A 20,577-nucleotide genomic window follows, 5' to 3' on the forward strand; every position below is an offset into this window, starting at 1 on the left:
AAAAGACCTTAGCAGGGCTAAGATCTTTTGGTTTAGAACGTATACCGGACCGCCATCTCTTTGCCGAACCGGTCCCCGTGATCGATAAAGCCGAGTCGTGCATACAGACGGTGTGCTGCTTGATTGTCCGGATGGTAACCGACGACGATACACGCCGCTTCCGGAAGCTGTTGCATTTCTGCAAGCAATAACCGCACCGCTTCACGACCGATGCCTGCTCCTTGGTGGCGTTGGTCGATCATCAACCGGTAAATCCAGTAGCCGTCCAGTTCTTCCCGTTCCGAATTGTACATCAAAAATCCGACCAACTCATCCGCTGCATAAATCGCCCGCATGACGAGCGTCGGCTCAAAGCTAGCCTGAGCAATCGAGTAGACGTTCGGTTCTAAAAATCCCTGTTGTTCCGTCGTTAATTCAAGCGCACAACAGGCTTCCCAGTTCTCGTTCGTGACTGGGCGTAATTCAATCTGCATATCCATTCCCCCGTTTTTTTAGAAAAGCGGGTTACACGTCGTGCCCCGTTTCCTGTTTTGTCTGCGTCATGTTCACCATGATCGCCCCCTTTCGTGATCTTTTACCTATTATCGGACGGTATCGAGAATATCTTGAATCAACTGCATCGTTTTGACGTTGTCCCGAAAATCGGAGTGGGATACGACATCGCCTTGAACCGCCGCTTGAAAATGTTTCATCTCGCCGACGAATCCGCGCAAATACAAATCTTTCATCCCACCGGACATCGTCGACATCGGGGACCGGTAATACATCTGCCGTTCTTCGAGCTCCTGCCAGGATGTCGGTGCTTGTTTTTCCTCGATGATCAAATGCTCCATTTCCGCGGCTTGGCACACAGCCCGTTCAAAGCGCAGCGTCAGCTCCTCGACTTCTCTTGTATAGAGCGGAGAGTTAATCAAGGTCACCTGTCCGACTGCCCCGCTTGTCATCCGAAGTGACAGCTGAAGGTGCAGTTCACCGTCCGCTTCGAGCGACATGCCGGTGATTTGCTCGACCTCACCCGCCAAGAAGCGGATCAAATCGAGTTGATGAATCGCGGCGAGTGATAAAAAGTCGGCTCGGTCGTTACAGAAGCCGGACGCATCACATGCAAACCGTAATTCGAACGAACGAAGATCGCCGTATGTGTTTTGGACCAGTACTTGCTTCAATTTCGTATAAACCGGTGCATACCGTTTCATGAAGCCGACACTTGTCACCTGATCCGTGACGAGTTCGGCCAGCTCTTTCGCCTGTCCAACCGATAAGCCGAGCGGTTTTTCGACGTAGACGGCACAACCCACTGCCAGACACGACCGGACGACCTCGACCTGATCCGCCGGTTGAAGACAAATGAGGACTGCATCCATCTGTTCCTCTGCAAGCATCTGCGTGTAGTCTATATAGGCACGGCCGGTACTGCCGATGTCACGTAACGCCCGTTCCGCACTTTCAAGACGGCGTGTCGTCACCGCAACCATCTCAAAATCGGCTTCCTTCATTGCCGGAAATAAGTTCGTCCGGGCATGGAACCCGGCACCGATCAATGCCACTCTCATCGGACTTCCTCCTTTGTTTCAAGTACGGTCACAAGCTGGTCGAGTCGCTCGATCGTATAGGTCGGCGTCAGTGTTGCCGAAGCCGTGGCATGACCGGGATTAAACCAACATGTCGCAATTCCTGCCGAGATGCCTCCCTGGATGTCTGCCGTCAACGAGTCGCCGATGATCAACGTCTGATCGCGCGTCGCGTCCGGAATCCGGTCAAACACGTAATCAAAAAAGGCTGGCATCGGTTTTTGATAGCCGGTTTCTTCCGAGACAAAAATCCCGTCAAAATAAGGCGCCAGACCAGATCCTTTGAGTCGTGCATGTTGCGTCGCGGCGACACCGTTCGTCACGACATACAGCTGATACTTCCCTTTGAGCGCGTCGAGCAACTCAATCGCTCCTGCAATCAATTCCGTCCCTTGACTCAAGTAAGCACGGTAACGCGTATCCATTCGACTGCCGTCGACCGTCCGGCCCTGCTCGGCAAAAAACGCCACAAAACGTGACGTAATCACTTCCTGCCGTGTTACCTCTCCCCGTTCAAGTGCCTGCCATAAGGAGCGGTTGATCGTCCGGTATCGGGCTTCCCGCTCGTCCGTCCATTCGAGCTGTTCCTCTTCAAACAGTTGCCGTAACGCCGCACGTTCCGTCGCATCAAAATCAAGCAAGGTATGATCGATATCAAATAATAGTGTCTTGTAATTCATCTGTCAGGCTCCTTTTCGTAACATCCGTCGTTCAGTCAATTTGCCGCCGAGTTGGAATAATAAAACACCGCCGCCAATCAGGACAACGCCGACGGCTTTCGTCCACGTAAATGCCACTTGATCGAGACCAAACCAACCGAGCGTATCCCACAACAAGGCAAACAGAATTTGTGAAACCATGACGATTGAGATCGCATAACTCGGTCCGAGCTGTTGCACCCCTTGCGTCACACACAGGACGACGCCGACGCCAAGGATGCCGCTGAACCAAAACCACGGTTGCATCCCGCTCATGGAAAAGAGATCGCTGCCTTCAACAATCAATCCGATGGTCAAGGATGCCAGGAATCCGAGTCCGAGAACAAGCGTCGTTGTCGCCCATGCGCCGACTCGTTCCTTGACCTTGGCATTAAACGTATTTTGAATACAGACCATCATCCCGCCGAATAGGGCGAGGACAATTCCAAGTGTCATCTTCTCTCCTCCTCACTCATAAATACTTTCGCCGACCCGTTCCGTCAAACCCTCCCGGTCCACGATCGTAATCGTCCGGTTCGTCCGCTCGATCAAGCCGTCCTGACTGAACTGCCGCAGGACACGGTTCAGGTGACGGTAACTCGTACCGATTAAATCCGCCGCATCGACGAGATCACTGACCGGTAACGTCGGTGTTTCCGGTGTCATCGACAAGAGGTAACTGGCGAGTCGGACTTCGACCGGATACAGCAGGTTAAAGCTCATCGAATGCGACTTCAGCTCAAACTTCATCGTAATTGTCTCGAGTAAAAAGCAGAGCAGTGCCGGATTATCGGCTCCGTTTTGTTCCAGTGCAGTATAGGAAATGCTGACCGCTTTGACCGGTGTGACTGCTTCGACCGTATTCATCAACGGGGTCCGACGGACGTATTCGATATCGCCGACCAGATCAAACGGATGTTTAAACGATAAGACGAGCCGTTTTCCGGTCGCTGACATATGGGTAATCTTCAGCTTCCCCTCGAGCAACAAGTACATCCGGTCCGCCGCGTCGCCTTGACGACACAGCCAGTCCCCGGCTTGAAAAGCGACCGGTTGTAAATGCTCCCGCAACCCGCCGGCAAACACTTCCGTCAATTGAAACCGCGCCAAGTACTCATCCAGTTGTGCTTGTTCCACGTTCTTTCCCCCTTACCATTTTAAGATCAGCACGCCGCCGATCATCATTAAAATGCCGATCACTTGCGGCAACTGCAACCGCCGTTTGATCATTCCGAACCATCCGTTCCAATCAATCACCAGTGCCAAGCCGAGCTGGGCAATCAGGAATAAAGAAATCGTCAACGTCACACCCATCAAATGAACAGCTGTCATGTTACTGAACAGGACGGCAGCGGCCAATGCTCCTCCGGATAAATAGAGCAGCTTAACCTCTTTCATCTGCCGGAACGTCCGGTCACGCAGGATCAACGTAATCAATAAGGCGACGACAAAACCGGTCATCTGAGTCAAGGTCGCTGCTTGCCACGTCCCGATGCTGTTGCTGATTCTGGCATTGGCGACACTTTGGAGTGTCAGAAAAAAACCTCCGCTGATTGCAAAAAGAATTCCACGCATACTAGTTCCTCCCTTCCTGATTTTTCATACTTTCATTTAAACGAAGCCTCCCTGAATGATAAAGGACATTTGTCCTGAAAGGAAACTTATATCTTTTCCCATGAAAAAACCGCCTCGTCGTCAGACAGGCGGTGAAAGTTTAAATTTTCTTCACAAACTCCGACTTCAACTTCATCGCACCGAGTCCATCAATTTTGCAATCGATGTCATGATCACCGTCGACGAGACGGATTCCTTTGACGCGTGTCCCTTGTTTGACGACAAGCGACGTTCCCTTCACTTTTAAGTCCTTGATGACTGTGATTGTATCACCGTCGCTCAGTACATTGCCGTTCGCATCTCGGATGACGTTGGCTTCTTCTGCCGCTGCTGCATCGGCTGCCGTCCATTCATTGGCACATTCCGGGCACACCAATACGTTGCCGTCTTCGTATGTATACGCTGAGCCGCAGTTCGGACAGTTCGGGTATTCATTCATGCTGATTCCTCCAGTACTTGATCGATTCTTCCCTTTGATTATAACAGCGATCCTGCAAAAGAAAGCCGTTTTTCCGCACAACAAAGGAGACAGATGTTAAAGTCTGTCTCCCGTTGTCATCTGAAAACTGACTGCTGCGTCAGTTCGCACACTTATTCATTTTCTAATTTTTTAATCGCTTCATCGAGTTTTTCCTGATCCTCGTCCGTCAGCTTCGGATACTGCGGATCGATTTCACGCAGGACGTCATTCATGACCTCTGTCACGATGTAACGGGTAAACCATTCGTCATCGGCCGGCAGGACATGCCACGGCGCGTGTTCCGTTGATGTGTGCGAGACGAGCTCGGCAAAGATGTCCTGATACTCATCCCAATGCTCCCGTTCTTCGACATCACTGAACGAAAACTCAAAGTTTTTCTTCGGATCTTTGATCCGTTCAAGCAATCGTTTTTTCTGCTCGTCTTTTGAGACGTTAAACAAAAACTTGACGACGCGGAAACCGTTCTCGACGAGATAACGTTCAAAGTCATTGATTTGACGGTAACGCATCTTCCAAACATCTTGATCGTCCGGCACTTCCTCTTCTTCCAGCAGATCATGAATCCGTGGTGCGATGACTTCCTCGTAATATGAACGGTTCAAAATACCGACTTCACCTTTTTCCGGCAAACCTTCGTGAATCCGCCAGAGATAGTCATGCTTTTGCTCCGTATCGGACGGTTTTTTGACGGAAAGCGTCCGTAATCCTTGGGCGTTGAGGTTCGAGAAGATATAACTGATGGCTTCATCTTTTCCGCCGGCATCAATCGCCTGCAAAATCACAAGAACTCCGTTTTTTTCTTCGGCATGCAGACGCCAATGCAATTCTTTTAATTCCTCGACACTTTTCGGAATGTGCTGATCCAGTAACTCGTCTTCTGCAATCCGGTTGTCATCCGACGTCGGATAATCGGATAATCGGATTGATTCCCCTGGTGTCACACGGTATTTTTTGATGTTCATGGTAATCCCCCTCGTTTTTATGTACGTAAGGGATATTTACCCAAAGCACTTCAGAAGGAAACGTTCAGGTGAACTTATCTTTTAACAAGTTGTCTTAAGCCGTCTTCGAGAGAAACCGGTGGTCGACCAAGGATCTGTTCAAAATCCTGACTCTCCACCGCCAGTGTTCCGGCCGCAATACCTTCCTGAATCGCCTGTAACATCGGCAGTAAAAATTCCGGAACTCCTGCTTGCTGCATGATTGCCGTATAAGTCGCGCTGTCGACTTGCTTCACCTGTACCGGGCGCCCGAGGACCTGCCCGAGTGCTTCTGCAATCTCTTGTTGCGTGTGCAGAGGACCTGACAGTTCGTAAATGGATTGTTCCGGTTTCGGATCGACCAGCACTGTCGCGATCGCTTCCGCATAGTCTTCCTGCAATGCCCAGCCGACTTTGCCGTCCCCGGCACTCGTCAACCAATCCTGACCGGCACGAACGGCATCAATCGTCGACTGTTCGTTTTCCAGATACCAGTTATTCCGGAAGAACAAAAACGGAATTCCTGTTTCGCGAATTAACTGTTCCGTCACTTGATGCGTCCGGGCCAGGAAATTTTGACTGGCTTCCGCGTTGGCGATACTCGTATAGGCAATCAAGCCGACTCCGGCTGCTTCAGCTGCCCGGACGGCTGCCGTATGTTGACGGATTCGTGTCGTTTCTTCGCCGGCGGTCGAGATGAGCAAGATCCGGTCGACACCCGCAAAAGTTTCTTGCAGCGTATCCGGTTTATCAAAATCACCATGACGCACTTCAACACCGCGCGATGCTAAATCCGATGCTTTTTTCGGATCGCGGACGCTGATTATTACATTCTCCGCTTCGATTTTCGTTAAGAGGTGCTCGACAATTTTAGTTCCCAATTTTCCGGTTGCACCGGTCACAAGTAATTTCATGGACGTAAGCTCCTTTTTTAATAAGTTTCTACCTGTATCCAATTGTATTACAGGTGGTACACTGTGAGTAGTAGGCACTTTTTCGATACCAGGTCATACAAACCGAACTATAGGAGGAATTCCCGATGAATCCAGCTTCGACAACTGACTCCCCTCTTTCACAACGGACGGCGTGCCCCGTTACCCGAGCCCAGACCATCATGGCCGGCAAGTGGAAAATCGTCCTGCTTTGGCATCTCAGTACCGGAACAAAACGGTTTCACGAACTGGAACACCTGTTGCCGGGGATTTCAAAAGGGATTTTGACGCGCCAATTGCGGGAGCTTGAAGCCAACTCCATGATCGACCGAAAAGTATATCGGGAAGTCCCGCAGAAAGTCGAATACTCGTTAACGGATATCGGACACAGTTTTCTGCCGATCCTCGATCAAATGGCGGCTTGGAGCAACCGCCATTTTCCACCCGAATCCGAATCGTGATACTAAAAAGGGCGACTTCCGTTGTTGGAAATCACCCTTTTTCACGGCTTATTGTTCTGTTACGACCGCTTTGAAGTGCGCATCCATTGCCGCTGCAACACGCAGACCGGAAATGACGGCACTCTCGACCCGTGTCCGTCCGGACGTATCTTTCGGATCGAGAAAGGCATCTCCCGCAAGCCAGAGCGGATGTTGATCGAGCTTCAGATAAGGCGTACGGAAGACGTCGCGCGCCTGCGCATACCGCCAACGTTTGAGTTGGCGGGAGATAATCGTGACCGGTCCGAGCTGCTCCTGCAACAACCGTTCGATTTCCGCAAGCGTCGCGTCTTCCCCTTTGTCATACCACGATTCACTCCAGTCCCCAGCCATATAGACACTCAGAAGCGGGGTCGCCGACACTTCTTTTTGCGCATTGTTGACGATTTTCAACATCCCGGTTGCGAGACCTTCGTCAAGTAGACCGACCTCACCAATTTCGAGTGTTTCCTGAATCTCGAACAACCCGACGAACGTCGGCTCAAACGTCACTTTCCCGAGACGGGCGTGATCGGATTCAACTAACGTCAACGGAGATGCTTCCAGTAAGTCATAGGCTTGTGGCACCGGTGCCGTCAGCAGGATGGCATCATACGTCCGTGTTTCTTCAGAGGCGATGGTTTGAAGTCCGGGTGCATCCGACACAATCCGTTCGACCTGTTCATTTAGATGCACCGGAATTCCACGGGCAATCGATTGGACCAGCTGATTCATCCCGTTGACCGCAATATAGCGGGGAAAGTCATCCCCGAACCATTTTCGGATCAGTCCCTGTTCCAGCCATTCGTCGACTTCCTGCGCCAACTCGTCCGTCCGGACCGTAAAGAAGACAGCCCCATGATCCGCTGTTCCCTGGTCGATCCGTCTCGTCGCCATCCGTCCCCCGACACTTTGGCTTTTTTCGATGACCTCGACCGCATAACCTTCCGTCACCAATTGACGTGCCGCAAAAATTCCGGCGAGCCCACCACCAATAATCCCAATCCGTTTTTGTTGTTCCATCCATTTTCCCCCTCTACTTGCTTCATTTCCACAAGTATAGCGGTTCGCTTGTCAAACCACGCCTTTTAACGTTCTTCGAATATGCTCGTCAGTTCCAGTTCCACCAACAAACGGGCATGGTTGTGATTGAAAAACTGTTGGTGATGCTCCAGTCCGCGCTGGACACACCAACCGATTCCCGTCAGCGCTTCAAACAGACGATAATACGGTAAGTAGACTTCAATCGGCTCCGGTGTCCTGACTTGTCCGTACCCTTGTTGATAGGCGTCAAGTAACCCGGATTCGCTCTGGAACACGTCGCGGTCAAGTTTCGTAAAATCAATTTCCGTCGCCCCGAAACGTGAGGTCTCAAAGTCAATCAGTCCGGTCAGTCTTCCATCGTCCACGAGCAGGTTGCCGAGCCGGAAATCGAGGTGGACCGCGACAGGTCGAGAGGGCTCCGGTAACTCACGTTCACGCCGCTTCAATTCCGTAAAGGCAGCTTGATACAACACGGGTGACAAGGCTTTACGAATCGCCGGCTCGAATGAGGTCATCTTCGCATTTCGGAAGACACGCCAGTCCTGTGAGCTAAAGGCAGTGAAGCCGTTCTCCTCAAAATCGCCGTACGCGTCGCGTGTACAGTTGTGGAGTGTTGCATGCAATTGTCCGATTTGCGAGGCGAGCGCCGATGTGACCGTCTCAATCGTCGAACCGGTAAGTGCTTCGAGCACAAATGCACCCGTCGTCTGTTTGGTTGGTCGCGCCTCCATAAGAATCTTCGGCACGGCGACACGATCGGCTAAATACGTCAACCATCCGTGTTCCCGATACCACTTGTCAGCGGTATAAGGCCGTTTCAAAAAGACGGTCCGACCGTCGCTCAGTACTAACCGGTCGACATCTGAACTGTATGAATCGGTGACGGAAAAGATATCCGCGACATCGAGATCAAACGATTGAATCCACTCTTCCCGCGTCATGAGGATTCCCCCAATCGTTTTTCGAGAATTTCACCAGGCAGCCCGTCAATCGGTCCAACATACGTCGAGTGAAATCCAAGATTCGTCAAAATCTTTCGCGACGCGAGATGATTCGGATCAATCGTTGCCGTGACGACGGTCAATTCGTGTTCCGTTGCCAGTTCGAGCAACCGTGTGGCGAGCAATGATCCGTAACCGTGACCCCACTGTTCCGGCAATAACATGTAGCCGAGTTCCGCTTCAAACGGTTGCCGTGTATCCCGCGTGACATGACCGATGCCAATCCATGTTCCGTCCTGATAGACGAGGTATGATCCGAGACGGTCATGCCGCTGTTGCTCGATGATCGACGCGAACCGTCGTTTGGCTTCTGTTTCGATTAAGGGATGTTCTGTGATATAGCGCATGACCCGCTCATCGGTGACGAGTGTCGCGTAGGCGGGATAATCCGTTTCTTCCATTTTTCGTAGTTCAATCATGAGGTCGCTCCTTTTACGTTCTATAGTGATCGTGGATAGGTTCAAACAACTTCTCCGTCGAGGGACGGACAACCGCAAAATGTTCGACATTGTAGTGTCCGTGCAAGACTTGATTGTGATGGGCAATCATCTGCTCTGCCGATAAGACATCGGAACCGTTCGTCGTATGTCCGTCAGCAACGAGTGTCACATCAAATCCGTTGACGGTTGCACTGCGGACAGCCGTATCGATACAGTGTTCCGTCTTACAGCCGAGGATGACGACATGTCCGACCTGTTGCTCTTTCAAATGACTGAGCAATGGCGTGCCATGAAACGAATTGGTTGCGGCTTTGTCGAACGTGACCGCCTGATCCGGAATCTGAATCGAGGAGTGCACCGCAAAGCCGGCTCCTTCTCCATTCGCGACATCAAGATCCCGGATGAAGACAATCGTATGATCATGATCGCGCGCTTCTTGCACCACTTGATTGATGACTCCGATGACAGATTCCTTCGCATAAACACCGGACTCTTCGGGTGTCCCTTCGACAAGATCCTGTTGAAAATCGATGACGAGTACCGCTTGTCGCATCTGAATGTACCTCCTTTTGGTTTCTTTACTTTCTTCTTTCCCTTCCCTACTGGAAAATCCTGTTTTTCATAAGAAATTTCAAGTCTTTACGAAACTTTTGATCGGCTTGATGCGTTGAATAAGACGACGGAAAGGATGTTATGTATGGAATTGTTGCCGCTCTTTTTTGTAACCTTCACCATCGTCTTGGCTGTAAATCTATTTCTCGACAAGATGATCATGAACCGTGAGATGACACGACATGTCTTTTTTAATAATCTCTTTATCTGCTTCTTGATTTCACTGGTCCTGATAAATATTTTTTATTTACAATCCTTAATGAGCTGACAACAAGACCGTTCACTTGATACAAGTGAACGGTCTTGTTGGATTCAATAGACTTCGTAGTTTTGTCCGGTCTGTGCCCCTTCGATGCTTTTCTCAAATGCTGTCGCGACACGCGATGCCGGAACCGCTTCGAATCCACGGAAAAATGGTCCATACTTCTCGAGTGACTCAATCAAAACGTTTGGACTGACACTGTTGATCCGGATACCCCGCGGCATCTCAATCGCCGCGGCATGGACAAACGCTTTGACCCCGCCATTCGCAAGGGCCGCTGACGCGCCTTGGCGAATCGGATCGTCCATCATGATACCGGTCGTCAACGTAAAGCTGCCCCCGTCCCGAACCGTCTCCAAACCAAGCAGGACGAGATTGACCTGCCCCTTCAGTTTACTGTCGATTCCGATCTGGTTTAACGCCGGTGTCAAATCCGTCAATGGTCCAAAGTGTGCCCCGCCGGTCGCACTGACGACGGCATCGACCGGACCGACCGCTTCGTACATTGAACGTATGCTGGCTTCCGACGTGATGTCGACTTGAACATCCAAACCTGTTCGTCCGGCCTGAATAATCTCATGCCGCTCCCCTAATTGCGTGACGACCGCTTGACCGATTGTTCCACTTGCCCCAACTACTAAAATTCTCATCTGTTTATCCCCCTTCTGATCTGGATTACGTGTTCAGCCTACCGTAAACCGGAAGTTTTTTTCAAGAATTAGCACGATACGTGCGGTAGAACTGAGCAATCCGAAAGCCGACATAGGTCGAATCCCATAACACCGGATAGGTCGTCCTTTGATATATATCCCAATAGCTGATGATGCGTCGTTCAATTCGTTGCAGATAACGGTCGTTTGCTGCGGCAAAAGTTTTCAGCTGTTCTTCGGACCAAGTCTGTAACATCGGTTCAATCCGTTCGAGAATCTCGTAGACATATTCTCCCGTCAGTTCAATTAAATAAAGCAGTACCCAGTCCGTTTTTGCTTGTTCCTGTTCCAGCCGACGAACATACTTTTCACGGATGTATCCGTCATGGTGACGGGTGTACATGCAGTACAGTATCCACCGTTGACGATCCGTTAGGTTTTGAATTTTTTCTTCTTTTACTTCATTTAAGTACAGTCGGGACGGAAGAATCAATGGTTCCCCGAAAAACGTGACATCAATCGTCCCCCAGCTTACCGGCTTGGAAAACCTTAGCGGTAGAAGCCGTATTACGGTCTCAACGTCTTTCGCATAGGACTCGGGAAAAGCCTGAACCCATACTGATTTCTTAGTATGTAGACAGAAATTAAACATTATTCATCTTCTCCTTCGTTAAAAAAATGTTCCATATAAAAAATACCCTTTCAGATATTCGGATCTGAAAGGGTTAAAAATTATTTAATTACTCGACCGTTACCGATTTCGCCAAGTTACGTGGCTTGTCGACGTCGCAATCACGGCCGAGTGCCGCGTAGTACGAAATCAACTGAAGCGGTAAGACAGACAAGAGTGGTGACAAGAGCGGCTCGACTGCTGGGATGACGAATGCATCCGTCGGCAATTCGAGACCTTCCGCTGCGATGACACACGCGTTAGCGCCACGTGCGACGACTTCCTTGACGTTGCCTCGGTTGTTGAGGTGAACGTGTGGTTGTGTCACGAGGGCGATGACCGGTGTGTTGTCTTCAATCAAAGCGATTGGACCGTGTTTCAATTCGCCGCCGGCGTAACCTTCTGCTTGGATGTACGAAATTTCTTTGAGCTTGAGAGCCCCTTCCATTCCGACATACGCATCTTGACCACGACCGATGAAGAACGCATTGCGTGATTCAGACAAGTATTCTGAAGCGATCTCTTGGAACCGTTCTTTTTGTGACATGACGGACTCCATTGCGCTTGAGATTTTTCCGAGTTCTTTCATGAGATCGAAGTTAACTTCGACACCTTTTGCTTGAGCAAGGTCAAACGCAAGGACTGCGAGAACAGCGATTTGTGCTGTATACGCTTTTGTTGACGCAACGGCGATTTCAGGACCCGCATGCAACAAGAGTGTTGCGTTTGCTTCACGTGACAAAGTAGAACCCGCAACGTTCGTGATCGTGAGTGCCGGGTGACCGAGTTTTTTCGCTTCAACGAGAACCGCACGGCTGTCCGCTGTTTCACCTGATTGTGAAAGGAAGAGGAAGAGTGGTTTCTCAGTCAAAAGTGGCATGTTGTAGCCGAATTCAGATGAGATGTGAACTTCTGTCGGGATACCCGCGATTTGTTCGATCAATTGTTTTCCAATCAATCCTGCATGATAGCTTGTTCCGCAACCGATGATGTAGACACGGTCACGTCCGAGGACTAAATCACGGACCGATTGATCAAGTGTGATTTCGCCTGACTCGTTTTGGTATTTCTGAACGATGTTCCGGATAACAGCCGGCTGCTCATCCATTTCTTTGAGCATGTAGTGCGCGTACGTGCCTTTTTCGATGTCTGATGCATCGATTTCTGCTGTATACGCCTCACGCTCTTTGACGTTTCCGTCTAAGTCCTGGATTGTGACACTGTCACGCGTCAAGATGATCATTTCGCCGTCATGCAACTCAACGAACTGATCCGTTACTTGAAGCATTGCCATCGCGTCAGATGCGACGACGTTGAACGTACCGTCACCGAGACCAACGAGAAGCGGTGATTTGTTTTTAGCGACGTACAAGACATCCGGGTTTTCAGCATCGATCAACGCGAGTGCATATGAACCGTGAAGCACACGAAGTGTTTGACGGAATGCTTCTGTCACGTCACCTGTTGCATCAAAGTTCTTTTCAATCATCTGAACGATGACTTCTGTATCCGTGTCGCTGAGTAAATCAACATTGAGTTCTGCTTTTAACTGCTCATCGTTTTCGATGACACCGTTATGCACGAGTGTGAAACGTGATGAAGCACTTTGGTGTGGGTGGGCATTCGGTACACTTGGGACACCGTGTGTCGCCCAGCGTGTGTGACCGATTCCAACAAGACCATCTGCTTCTGCAGGAACGACTTCGCGTAGCGCAGCAATCCGGCCGACTTCTTTATGGACTTGAACGCCGTCGTTGACGAACGCAAGACCAGCCGAATCATAGCCGCGGTACTCGAGTTTTTCGAGTCCTTTTAATAAAATTTCCTTTGTGTTAACCTGTCCGATCATACCTACGATACCGCACATAATGTTTTTCTCTCCCATTTACAAGTATTTCCCTGAAGAGGAAACGGCTCTTGTCGAGAGTTGTCATCACGCATCTGCCTGTCCGTCTAATCACTTAAACGATTTCAGATGAGTTTACGGTACTGACATGGTACCGGGAGGCATCCGCCGAATGATTCGATAAACCCCCACCTCGTCAGCTGCCTATTACATAGTCAGCCCTGGCGCTTTCATTTCCGTCTGACCCCGTTTCTGTCCGACTTTACAATCATACGAACTTTATTTAGAAAAAGCAAGAAAGGTAACGTATTTGTAACTATTCCCGATATTTTTCTAAATGATACCTCTAATACCTAGATTATGTAAAAAAACTGTTTGGTTTTTGTTATTGTTTTTCTTGTGTATCTTCTTTATGATTCGTAATATTTTAAAATATGCCAAAAATCTCTTGTTTCACGCGACTTCTACAGAAAAAGGAGCAGATTTTCATCCGCTCCTTCCGTTCACTCAGTTTTCTTGTAAGGCGTAGTTTTCACGAACAACGTTTGCAATCCGTTCCACATACATATCACATGCTTCTTGCGTCGGTGCTTCCGCCATGACACGGACGAGTGGTTCTGTCCCTGACGCGCGGACGAGGATCCGACCGTTGCCTGCCATTTCCGCTTCTACTTCAGCAATGATTGCTTGAACAGCCGGACCGTTCATCGCACCATTTTTATCCGATACGCGAATGTTGACGAGGCGTTGTGGGAAGACCGGCATCTCCGCTGCGAGTTCCGACAATTTCTTGCCTGTCGCCTTCATGATTTGTAAGAGCTGGACGCCTGAAAGCATCCCGTCTCCTGTTGTCGAGTAATCCATGAAGATGATGTGACCCGACTGTTCGCCGCCGAGTGTATAGTTGTGTTTACGCATTTCTTCCACGACATACCGGTCACCGACCGCTGTCTGTAATGCCGTCATGCCGTGTTCAGCGACTGTCTTATGGAAACCAAGGTTACTCATGACTGTCGCGACGATTGTGTTATCTTTTAAGCGACCAATTTCATTAAGGTATTTTCCACAGATGAACATGATTTTATCGCCGTCGACGATTTTACCGTTCTCATCGATTGCAATCAAACGGTCGCCGTCGCCGTCAAATGATAGACCAACGTGAGCGCCTTTTTCAAGAACGAAGTCAGCTAAATGTTCAGGATGCGTCGAGCCGACACCTTCGTTGATGTTCAAACCGTTTGGTGTCGTTCCGATTGTCGAGACTTCCGCTTCCAGATCACCGAACAGACGTGGTGCGAGACTTGATGTTGCCCCGTGTGCCCCGTCGATAGCGACGTGGATGCCTGAGAAATCTTCATCCGATGTCTGACGTAACATATGGAGGTACTTTTGTGCCCCTTCATAGTAATCATGAACGAATCCAAGTTCTTTACCTGACGGACGTGGTAATGTATCTTCTACTTCATCCAGTAGTCCTTCGATTTCAAGTTCTGTTGCGTCATCGAGCTTAAAGCCGTCTGATCCGAAGAACTTGATCCCGTTATCTTCAACCGGGTTATGCGACGCGGAAATCATGACGCCCGCAGTCGCATCCATTGTTTTCGTCAAATACGCGACACCGGGTGTCGAGATGACACCAAGACGCATGACTTCTGCACCGATTGATAGGAGTCCTGCGATCAATGCGTTCTCGAGCATTTGTCCAGAGACACGTGTATCGCGACCGATTAAGACTTTCGGACGTGTGCTTTCGTGTTTCGTTAAGACATACCCACCTGTCCGACCAAGACGATATGCCAGTTCAGGTGTCAATTCTACGTTTGCGACGCCGCGGACGCCGTCAGTTCCAAAATACTTACCCATGTTCTATTTCCTCATTTCACAAAGTTGATTTAATTGGTTTGGACCGATGTCCGGGGAATCGCTTTCAGTGTGATATCCATATTATCCGGACGAAGAACGTCGAACGCTTTTGACGTCTGATATGAGATCGGTAAGCCGTGTGTACCTTCTTTTAAACCGGTCACATCAATGACCGCTTTAATATCTGTTGCATCAATCGATGCAAGATCAGCTTCACTTCCACGGACGACGAGATCAATCGTCTGTTCGTAATCAATCGTATACTTCGACTCATCAAATCCGTTTAATGTCACCGTGACACCGGAAATTGTTTTTTCGGCCCGGTCCTCGACGGTTTCTGTCGTCGCTTTCGCATTTTCCTTCTCGACGACGATGCTGACTGTAATCGAAGTCGGTTCCATTGCTGTTACGTTGTCCGGTTCAATCAGTTTGACCGTTCGATCGACAGTTTTCGTCAACCCTTTTAAGGAGACAGCTTCCGTCGACACGGAACCGATCCGTGACAGTTCTTCTTTTGTTCCATATAATCGGGCTTCCGTCGTGACGGGAACAATCTTGACGACTTTATACCCTTTCTTGACCGCATCTGTTGTTTCGACGTTAATCGGAACGGTTTTACTTTCTTTATAGACCGGAACCGTGACTTCCAGCTGTTCCGGATCATACGTGGCACTGATGGCATTTCCATTCGCATCCGTTGCTTTGACGTTAAAGGATTCTGTAAACGTCTCCGCCCGGCCCGTTACATCGATCGGAACTTGGATTGCTGTGATGGCCTGCAGTTTTTCTGCCCCGCCGGTCACGGAGACCGTTTGACGGGTCGGCTGTGCTTCACCGACAACATATCCTTCAGCGATTTTATTTTTGTTTAATAATGCCACTTGAACGGGAACTTCTTTCGTGACTTTTTTATCAAGGAATACTTCAATCGTTTCCTGTTTTGGTGTCACTTCGACATCTTTTCCAAATCCGTTCGCTGTCAACCGGACACGATGATAGCCGGGATCAAGACCGGTCAAGTCAATCGACAACCCAAAATCTTTGACGAGTCGAAGCATCGTTAAACTGCTCGACGGGCCTTTGACCGTCGTTTCAATCGTTTTTGGAATATTATAGGCGACCCACTGCGTTTCATCATAATTGACTGTAACCGGTACGTCAAACTTCGTCGAGCCTTGTCCGGCGATTGGCAACAGACTCGCCGCATCACTTTTACCGGTCGAATTAGACCCTGCGACCATCAGATACAGCATGACAGCCAGCAAAACCGCAACGATACGGAGAAACCAGCGTTCATTGAACCATTTTTCGAACATTATTTTTTCGCCCCCATCCAGTTCAAGAAGGAAGTATTCGTCGGTTCGACTTTGACGATTGTCTCAAGCAGCTTCGTCCGGAGTGATTCTTCATCGAGCTCTCGGTACAGACGACCATTGATGGCAAGTGAGACACCACCTGTTTCTTCCGATACGACCAGTGTGACACTGTCCGTCACTTCACTGACTCCGATGGCTGCCCGGTGGCGTGTCCCGAGGTCCTTTGAGATATGCGCACTCTCGGATAACGGTAAGTAGCAAGCCGCTGCTGCCAGTTTCCCTTGTTGGACGATGACGGCTCCATCATGCAGTGGTGTATTCGGAATAAAGAGATTGATCAATAACTGACTTGTGATTTGTGATCCAAGCGGAATGCCCGTCTCAACGTATTCACTGAGACCCGTTTCCCGCTCAATCGTCACGAGTGCTCCGATCCGGCGTTTGGACATATATTGCGCAGATGTCACGAGTGCGTCCACGATCCGGACTTGTTCATCTTCGTCACTGATGGCACTCCGCGAAAAGAATTTACTCGTTCGACCGAGGTGTTCGAGTCCCCGGCGTAACTCTGGCTGGAAGATAATGATGATTCCTAACAAGCCATACGTAATGATTTGATTCAACAGAAATTGTAACGTCTTCAGTCCGAAGAATCCGCTTAAGAACCAGCTGATCAAAATGACGGAAATCCCTTTGATCAATTGGACTGCTTTTGTTCCTTTGACAATGATCATCAAACGGTAAATGACGAATGTCACGACCGCGATATCAATCACATCATTAATATAATCGTACCAATGTACGTTTTCTCCCAGTTTCAACAATTGAAATTGAAGTGGTTGCCAGTTGAAGTAATTCACCAACCGTGCCCCCTATCTCATCTGATTTAAACAGCTTTCATTATAGCACAAAGGGACGAGTTAGACTCGTCCCACCTGATTCATTCAAAGATTCGTTTAATTCCGTACCAGACACGTTCAAAGAGTTGATCAATTTGTTTGATTTCGCCTGTGACGCTCCCTGCACTCGCGGTATATGCTTTTCCGTCGACGGTCATCACGTCTCCGTTGACCTTGCCTTCGATCCGGACATTTCCGCCTTCGACATACAGGTCCTGGTTGACGGTAACGCCTTCCGGTACAACGACTTCGCCGTTCTCTGCGACGATTCCCGGTACATTCGTATACGATAAGTCATGTTCTTCCTGTGTCAGGTAGCCGCCGAGACTTCCGACAGACAACAACATGAAAATCGAGGCTGCTGCAAGCAACGGGTACTGTTTCATTTTCCCGCCAAAACGGGATGATTTCCTAAGCGGAGTCACATTCGGTTGGTCCACCTGTTCGGGCAATTGTGCCAGCACGCGGGATGTAAAATCCGCCGAAAGCTTAGGTGCTGAAAGCGCGCGTAACTCTGCATCGAGGAGCCGATACTCTTCGAACTCGTCCATCGCATTCGCTTCCCGTAACTCCGCTTCAAGTCGTTTGAAGTCTTCTGGAGGTTGGTTTTGGTCTAAATAATCCTGTATCCGTTCATACACTTTTTCTCGTGTCATGGTGAGTGCCTCCTTCTCATCTCATCGCTTGCCGAAATGCTTTTTCAGCGCTTCGCGTCCCCGATGAATTCTGGTTTTAACTGTAGCGACGGGTAAATCGATCATCTCACTGATTTCTTTAAGTGAAAGATCTTCAATGTATTTCAAAACAAGTGGAACCCGGTATTTTTCCGGCAAGCCGGCGATTGCCTCTCCCACATCTTGTCGCTGCTCAGAATCAATGACTTGATCCTCCGGCAACTGATCCTTGCTTTCAAGCTGCGAATACAACGTCAGTCCTTCAGTCCCTGACATCTCAGCGTCAAGGGAATAGTCGGGACGTTTCTTGCGGAGCCGGTCAATCGACACGTTCGTCACGATCCGGTACAACCATGTCCGGAACTTCCACTGGGCATTATACGATTCAATTTTCGTGAACACACGGATAAAGGCTTCTTGCGTGGCATCCTCTGCTTCCATTCGATCACGTAAAACACGGAAAGCGACTAAAAAAGCACCTTCTTTATATAGATCAACAAGTGCCGCGAATGCATCACGGTCGCCCTGCTTCACCCGCTCAATCAAGCGTAGTGTTGTTTCTTCCACTTTGAATACCCCCCGCTCTATGCGGTCAATCTCTTATACGGAGTCGACCAACAAATGTTTCATCTCAATTTGAATTGTAACAAAAAAAACTTGAACTCTGACGAAAAGAGTTCAAGTTCCATCCATTATTTTACTAAACGGTGGTTCCGCATATACTGGAGCAAGTTTCCAATCAAGTCATTCGCAAGGATTGCTGTCCCGTTTCCTTCTTCCAACAGCGGATTGACTTCAACGAATTCAGCTGCGATGAAGTCATCCTGCTCCGCACAATGACGTAAGACCGTCTGCGCATCGTCGAGCATAATTCCGTCTGCAACCCGTGTCCCGGTTCCTTCAACAAGGCTTGGATCGAGCCCGTCCATATCGAAACTGAGATAAAAGGCATCCGTTGTTTCTTTTAAATAGGCAATTGCCTCTTCCATGATGGCATCCATGCCACGTGCCCGAATCGCTTCCATATCATAGACACGAATACCAAGACGGTCAATCAGTTCCTGTTCTCCTGCATCCACATCGCGTAAACCGATGAAGACTAGATGTTCCGGTAGCAGTTTGACCTCACTGCTGCCGATTTCCGTTAACCGCTGATGCCCTTCCCCTAACGCGACAGCAAGCGGCATTCCGTGAATATTGCCGGACGGTGATGTTTGAGGCGTATTCAAATCGCCGTGTGCATCAAACCAGATGACACCGAGACGCGGTACGACTTTCCGTAGACCGGCGATCGTTCCAATCGCCATGCTGTGATCGCCTCCAACGAGTAACGGGAAACGTTGCTCTGCCAGCGCCTCACTTACGATTAACTGTAAGTCGTTTGTCGTATGGACGACACCTTCCAGTCGTTTGAGTTGCGGATCTTCTTCCCGGACAGCATCTTCAGACAAAACAGCCGCTTCCCCATAGCGTGCTGCTTCTTGTCCGTGTACCGCAAGTGTTTCCAGTAAGCCTGCTTCTTCAACAGCAGCCGGTCCTTGCTCTGTCCCCGGTTTTCCTTGACCATAACGATACGGTACGCTGATATATGCAATGTTCATCGACGTGTTCCCCTTTACTCAGTAAGTTACCTTAATTGTAAGCGGTAACAAGACAGTGGTTCAACTCGACACGACGACGCATGATTATACAAGATCAGACGACAAAAAAGCACCGTGAGAAACTCTCACAGTGCTTTCGCGTACGTACTTTAATTGCAGGCATTTCAAGTATAAAAAAACTTAAGACGAACGAAACTCGCTTAAGATCTTTAAGCAAAATTTGGTGGAGCCTAGCGGGATCGAACCGCTGACCTCCTGCGTGCAAGGCAGGCGCTCTCCCAGCTGAGCTAAGGCCCCAAAAACATAAAAAGCGGAAGACGGGATTCGAACCCGCGACCCCGACCTTGGCAAGGTCGTATTCTACCACTGAACTACTTCCGCAAAATATGAGCCATGCAGGATTCGAACCTGCGACCCTCTGATTAAAAGTCAGATGCTCTACCAACTGAGCTAATGGCTCGACATGGTGGGGGGGGGCGGATTCGAACCGCCGAACCCGAGGGAGCGGATTTACAGTCCGCCGCGTTTAGCCACTTCGCTACCCCCCCAGTTTGTCTAGGAACTATAGAATTAAAAAAACAGTGCCGGCAACAGGAGTCGAACCCGCGACCTACTGATTACAAGTCAGTTGCTCTACCAGCTGAGCTACACCGGCAAAAAATAAAAAATGGTGACCCGTACGGGAATCGAACCCGTGATACCGCCGTGAAAGGGCGGTGTCTTAACCGCTTGACCAACGGGCCATTGGCTCCGCAAGTAGGATTTGAACCTACGACCTACCGGTTAACAGCCGGTTGCTCTACCACTGAGCTATTGCGGAATAAATAAAATAAATTGCCTGGCAACGTCCTATCCTCACAGGGGGAAGCCCCCAACTACTTTCGGCGTTCAAGTGCTTAACTTCCGTGTTCGGCATGGGAACGGGTGTGACCACTTGGCTATCG

23 protein-coding genes, 7 tRNA genes and 1 rRNA gene are annotated in these 20,577 nt (G+C 49.5%); 1 reads left to right on the forward strand and 30 read right to left on the reverse strand.

Annotated features, from left to right (window positions below; translation table 11 throughout):
* Positions 1-32 precede the first annotated feature (32 nt).
* From P402_RS0115875 to P402_RS0115915, 9 genes are all read right to left on the reverse strand, one after another.
* Entirely contained in the window at positions 33-473 is a 441-nt protein-coding gene (locus P402_RS0115875) for a GNAT family N-acetyltransferase (RefSeq protein WP_026829586.1), read from the reverse strand.
* 108 nt (positions 474-581) lie between these two features.
* Positions 582-1,553: a Gfo/Idh/MocA family protein gene (locus P402_RS0115880; RefSeq protein ID WP_026829587.1), complete on the reverse strand. Its 972-nt coding sequence runs from the start codon at positions 1,551-1,553 to the stop codon at positions 582-584.
* Entirely contained in the window at positions 1,550-2,251 is a 702-nt protein-coding gene (locus tag P402_RS0115885) for a YjjG family noncanonical pyrimidine nucleotidase (protein ID WP_026829588.1), read from the reverse strand. The genes P402_RS0115880 and P402_RS0115885 overlap by 4 nt, the downstream gene beginning before the upstream one ends.
* Before the next feature lie 3 nt (positions 2,252-2,254).
* Entirely contained in the window at positions 2,255-2,725 is a 471-nt protein-coding gene (locus tag P402_RS0115890; protein WP_026829589.1) for a DMT family transporter, read from the reverse strand.
* Between the two features lie 12 nt (positions 2,726-2,737).
* The gene (locus P402_RS0115895) at positions 2,738-3,406 is read right to left on the reverse strand and encodes a Crp/Fnr family transcriptional regulator (protein WP_026829590.1); all 669 of its coding nucleotides are present in this window, start codon (positions 3,404-3,406) and stop codon (positions 2,738-2,740) included.
* Between the two features lie 12 nt (positions 3,407-3,418).
* Positions 3,419-3,844, reverse strand: coding sequence for a DMT family transporter (locus tag P402_RS0115900; protein WP_026829591.1), 426 nt, complete (start codon positions 3,842-3,844; stop codon positions 3,419-3,421).
* A gap of 139 nt (positions 3,845-3,983) precedes the next feature.
* Complete coding sequence (locus tag P402_RS0115905; RefSeq protein ID WP_026829592.1) at positions 3,984-4,322, reverse strand: zinc ribbon domain-containing protein YjdM; 339 nt, start codon at positions 4,320-4,322, stop codon at positions 3,984-3,986.
* A gap of 152 nt (positions 4,323-4,474) precedes the next feature.
* Positions 4,475-5,326, reverse strand: coding sequence for a PPK2 family polyphosphate kinase (locus P402_RS0115910; RefSeq protein ID WP_026829593.1), 852 nt, complete (start codon positions 5,324-5,326; stop codon positions 4,475-4,477).
* Between the two features lie 74 nt (positions 5,327-5,400).
* Positions 5,401-6,258 (reverse strand): SDR family oxidoreductase, encoded by an 858-nt coding sequence (locus tag P402_RS0115915; RefSeq protein WP_026829594.1) that lies wholly within the window; start codon positions 6,256-6,258, stop codon positions 5,401-5,403.
* A gap of 125 nt (positions 6,259-6,383) precedes the next feature.
* On the opposite strand from P402_RS0115915, the gene P402_RS0115920 reads away from it, so the two are divergent.
* Positions 6,384-6,737: a winged helix-turn-helix transcriptional regulator gene (locus P402_RS0115920; RefSeq protein WP_026829595.1), complete on the forward strand. Its 354-nt coding sequence runs from the start codon at positions 6,384-6,386 to the stop codon at positions 6,735-6,737.
* A 48-nt stretch (positions 6,738-6,785) separates the two neighbouring features.
* Here the strand turns inward: P402_RS0115920 and P402_RS0115925 are convergent, their stop codons facing one another.
* The 21 genes from P402_RS0115925 to rrf form a co-directional block, all read right to left on the reverse strand.
* On the reverse strand, positions 6,786-7,778 hold the full coding sequence (locus P402_RS0115925) for an NAD(P)/FAD-dependent oxidoreductase (protein ID WP_026829596.1): 993 nt from the start codon (positions 7,776-7,778) through the stop codon (positions 6,786-6,788).
* Between the two features lie 65 nt (positions 7,779-7,843).
* Entirely contained in the window at positions 7,844-8,740 is an 897-nt protein-coding gene (locus tag P402_RS0115930; protein WP_026829597.1) for a phosphotransferase enzyme family protein, read from the reverse strand.
* Positions 8,737-9,219 (reverse strand): GNAT family N-acetyltransferase, encoded by a 483-nt coding sequence (locus P402_RS0115935; protein WP_026829598.1) that lies wholly within the window; start codon positions 9,217-9,219, stop codon positions 8,737-8,739. Before P402_RS0115935 ends, P402_RS0115930 begins: the two co-directional genes overlap by 4 nt.
* Positions 9,220-9,232: 13 nt before the next feature.
* Complete coding sequence (locus tag P402_RS0115940; protein ID WP_026829599.1) at positions 9,233-9,793, reverse strand: isochorismatase family protein; 561 nt, start codon at positions 9,791-9,793, stop codon at positions 9,233-9,235.
* A gap of 371 nt (positions 9,794-10,164) precedes the next feature.
* Entirely contained in the window at positions 10,165-10,764 is a 600-nt protein-coding gene (locus P402_RS0115950; RefSeq protein ID WP_026829601.1) for a short chain dehydrogenase, read from the reverse strand.
* Positions 10,765-10,825: 61 nt separating this feature from the next.
* Positions 10,826-11,167, reverse strand: coding sequence for a hypothetical protein (locus P402_RS17210; protein ID WP_235188900.1), 342 nt, complete (start codon positions 11,165-11,167; stop codon positions 10,826-10,828).
* A 337-nt stretch (positions 11,168-11,504) separates the two neighbouring features.
* A complete protein-coding gene (gene glmS / locus P402_RS0115960; RefSeq protein ID WP_026829603.1) occupies positions 11,505-13,301 on the reverse strand; it encodes a glutamine--fructose-6-phosphate transaminase (isomerizing) in 1,797 nt (598 codons plus the stop codon).
* Between the two features lie 486 nt (positions 13,302-13,787).
* Entirely contained in the window at positions 13,788-15,143 is a 1,356-nt protein-coding gene (gene glmM / locus P402_RS0115965; protein ID WP_026829604.1) for a phosphoglucosamine mutase, read from the reverse strand.
* Positions 15,144-15,172: 29 nt separating this feature from the next.
* Positions 15,173-16,459, reverse strand: coding sequence for a CdaR family protein (locus P402_RS0115970; protein ID WP_026829605.1), 1,287 nt, complete (start codon positions 16,457-16,459; stop codon positions 15,173-15,175).
* Entirely contained in the window at positions 16,459-17,319 is an 861-nt protein-coding gene (cdaA, locus tag P402_RS0115975) for a diadenylate cyclase CdaA (protein ID WP_014969179.1), read from the reverse strand. Before cdaA ends, P402_RS0115970 begins: the two co-directional genes overlap by 1 nt.
* An 80-nt stretch (positions 17,320-17,399) precedes the next feature.
* Positions 17,400-18,014 (reverse strand): anti-sigma factor, encoded by a 615-nt coding sequence (locus P402_RS0115980; RefSeq protein WP_026829607.1) that lies wholly within the window; start codon positions 18,012-18,014, stop codon positions 17,400-17,402.
* 21 nt (positions 18,015-18,035) lie between these two features.
* Positions 18,036-18,599 (reverse strand): RNA polymerase sigma factor SigW, encoded by a 564-nt coding sequence (gene sigW, locus P402_RS0115985; RefSeq protein WP_026829608.1) that lies wholly within the window; start codon positions 18,597-18,599, stop codon positions 18,036-18,038.
* 125 nt (positions 18,600-18,724) lie between these two features.
* Positions 18,725-19,633, reverse strand: coding sequence for an arginase (gene rocF, locus P402_RS0115990; RefSeq protein ID WP_026829609.1), 909 nt, complete (start codon positions 19,631-19,633; stop codon positions 18,725-18,727).
* Between the two features lie 221 nt (positions 19,634-19,854).
* A tRNA-Ala gene (locus tag P402_RS0115995) sits at positions 19,855-19,930 on the reverse strand.
* A gap of 12 nt (positions 19,931-19,942) precedes the next feature.
* Positions 19,943-20,014 (reverse strand) — tRNA-Gly (locus tag P402_RS0116000).
* A 6-nt stretch (positions 20,015-20,020) separates the two neighbouring features.
* Positions 20,021-20,093, reverse strand: a tRNA-Lys gene (locus P402_RS0116005).
* Between the two features lie 4 nt (positions 20,094-20,097).
* A tRNA-Tyr gene (locus P402_RS0116010) sits at positions 20,098-20,181 on the reverse strand.
* A 34-nt stretch (positions 20,182-20,215) separates the two neighbouring features.
* Positions 20,216-20,288, reverse strand: a tRNA-Thr gene (locus P402_RS0116015).
* 13 nt (positions 20,289-20,301) lie between these two features.
* A tRNA-Glu gene (locus P402_RS0116020) sits at positions 20,302-20,376 on the reverse strand.
* 2 nt (positions 20,377-20,378) lie between these two features.
* A tRNA-Asn gene (locus P402_RS0116025) sits at positions 20,379-20,453 on the reverse strand.
* A 16-nt stretch (positions 20,454-20,469) separates the two neighbouring features.
* Positions 20,470-20,577: ribosomal RNA gene (gene rrf, locus P402_RS0116030) — 5S ribosomal RNA — on the reverse strand; the annotation flags it as partial.

The organism is Exiguobacterium sibiricum 7-3, from assembly GCF_000620865.1.
GTDB lineage: Bacteria > Bacillota > Bacilli > Exiguobacteriales > Exiguobacteriaceae > Exiguobacterium_A > Exiguobacterium_A sibiricum_A.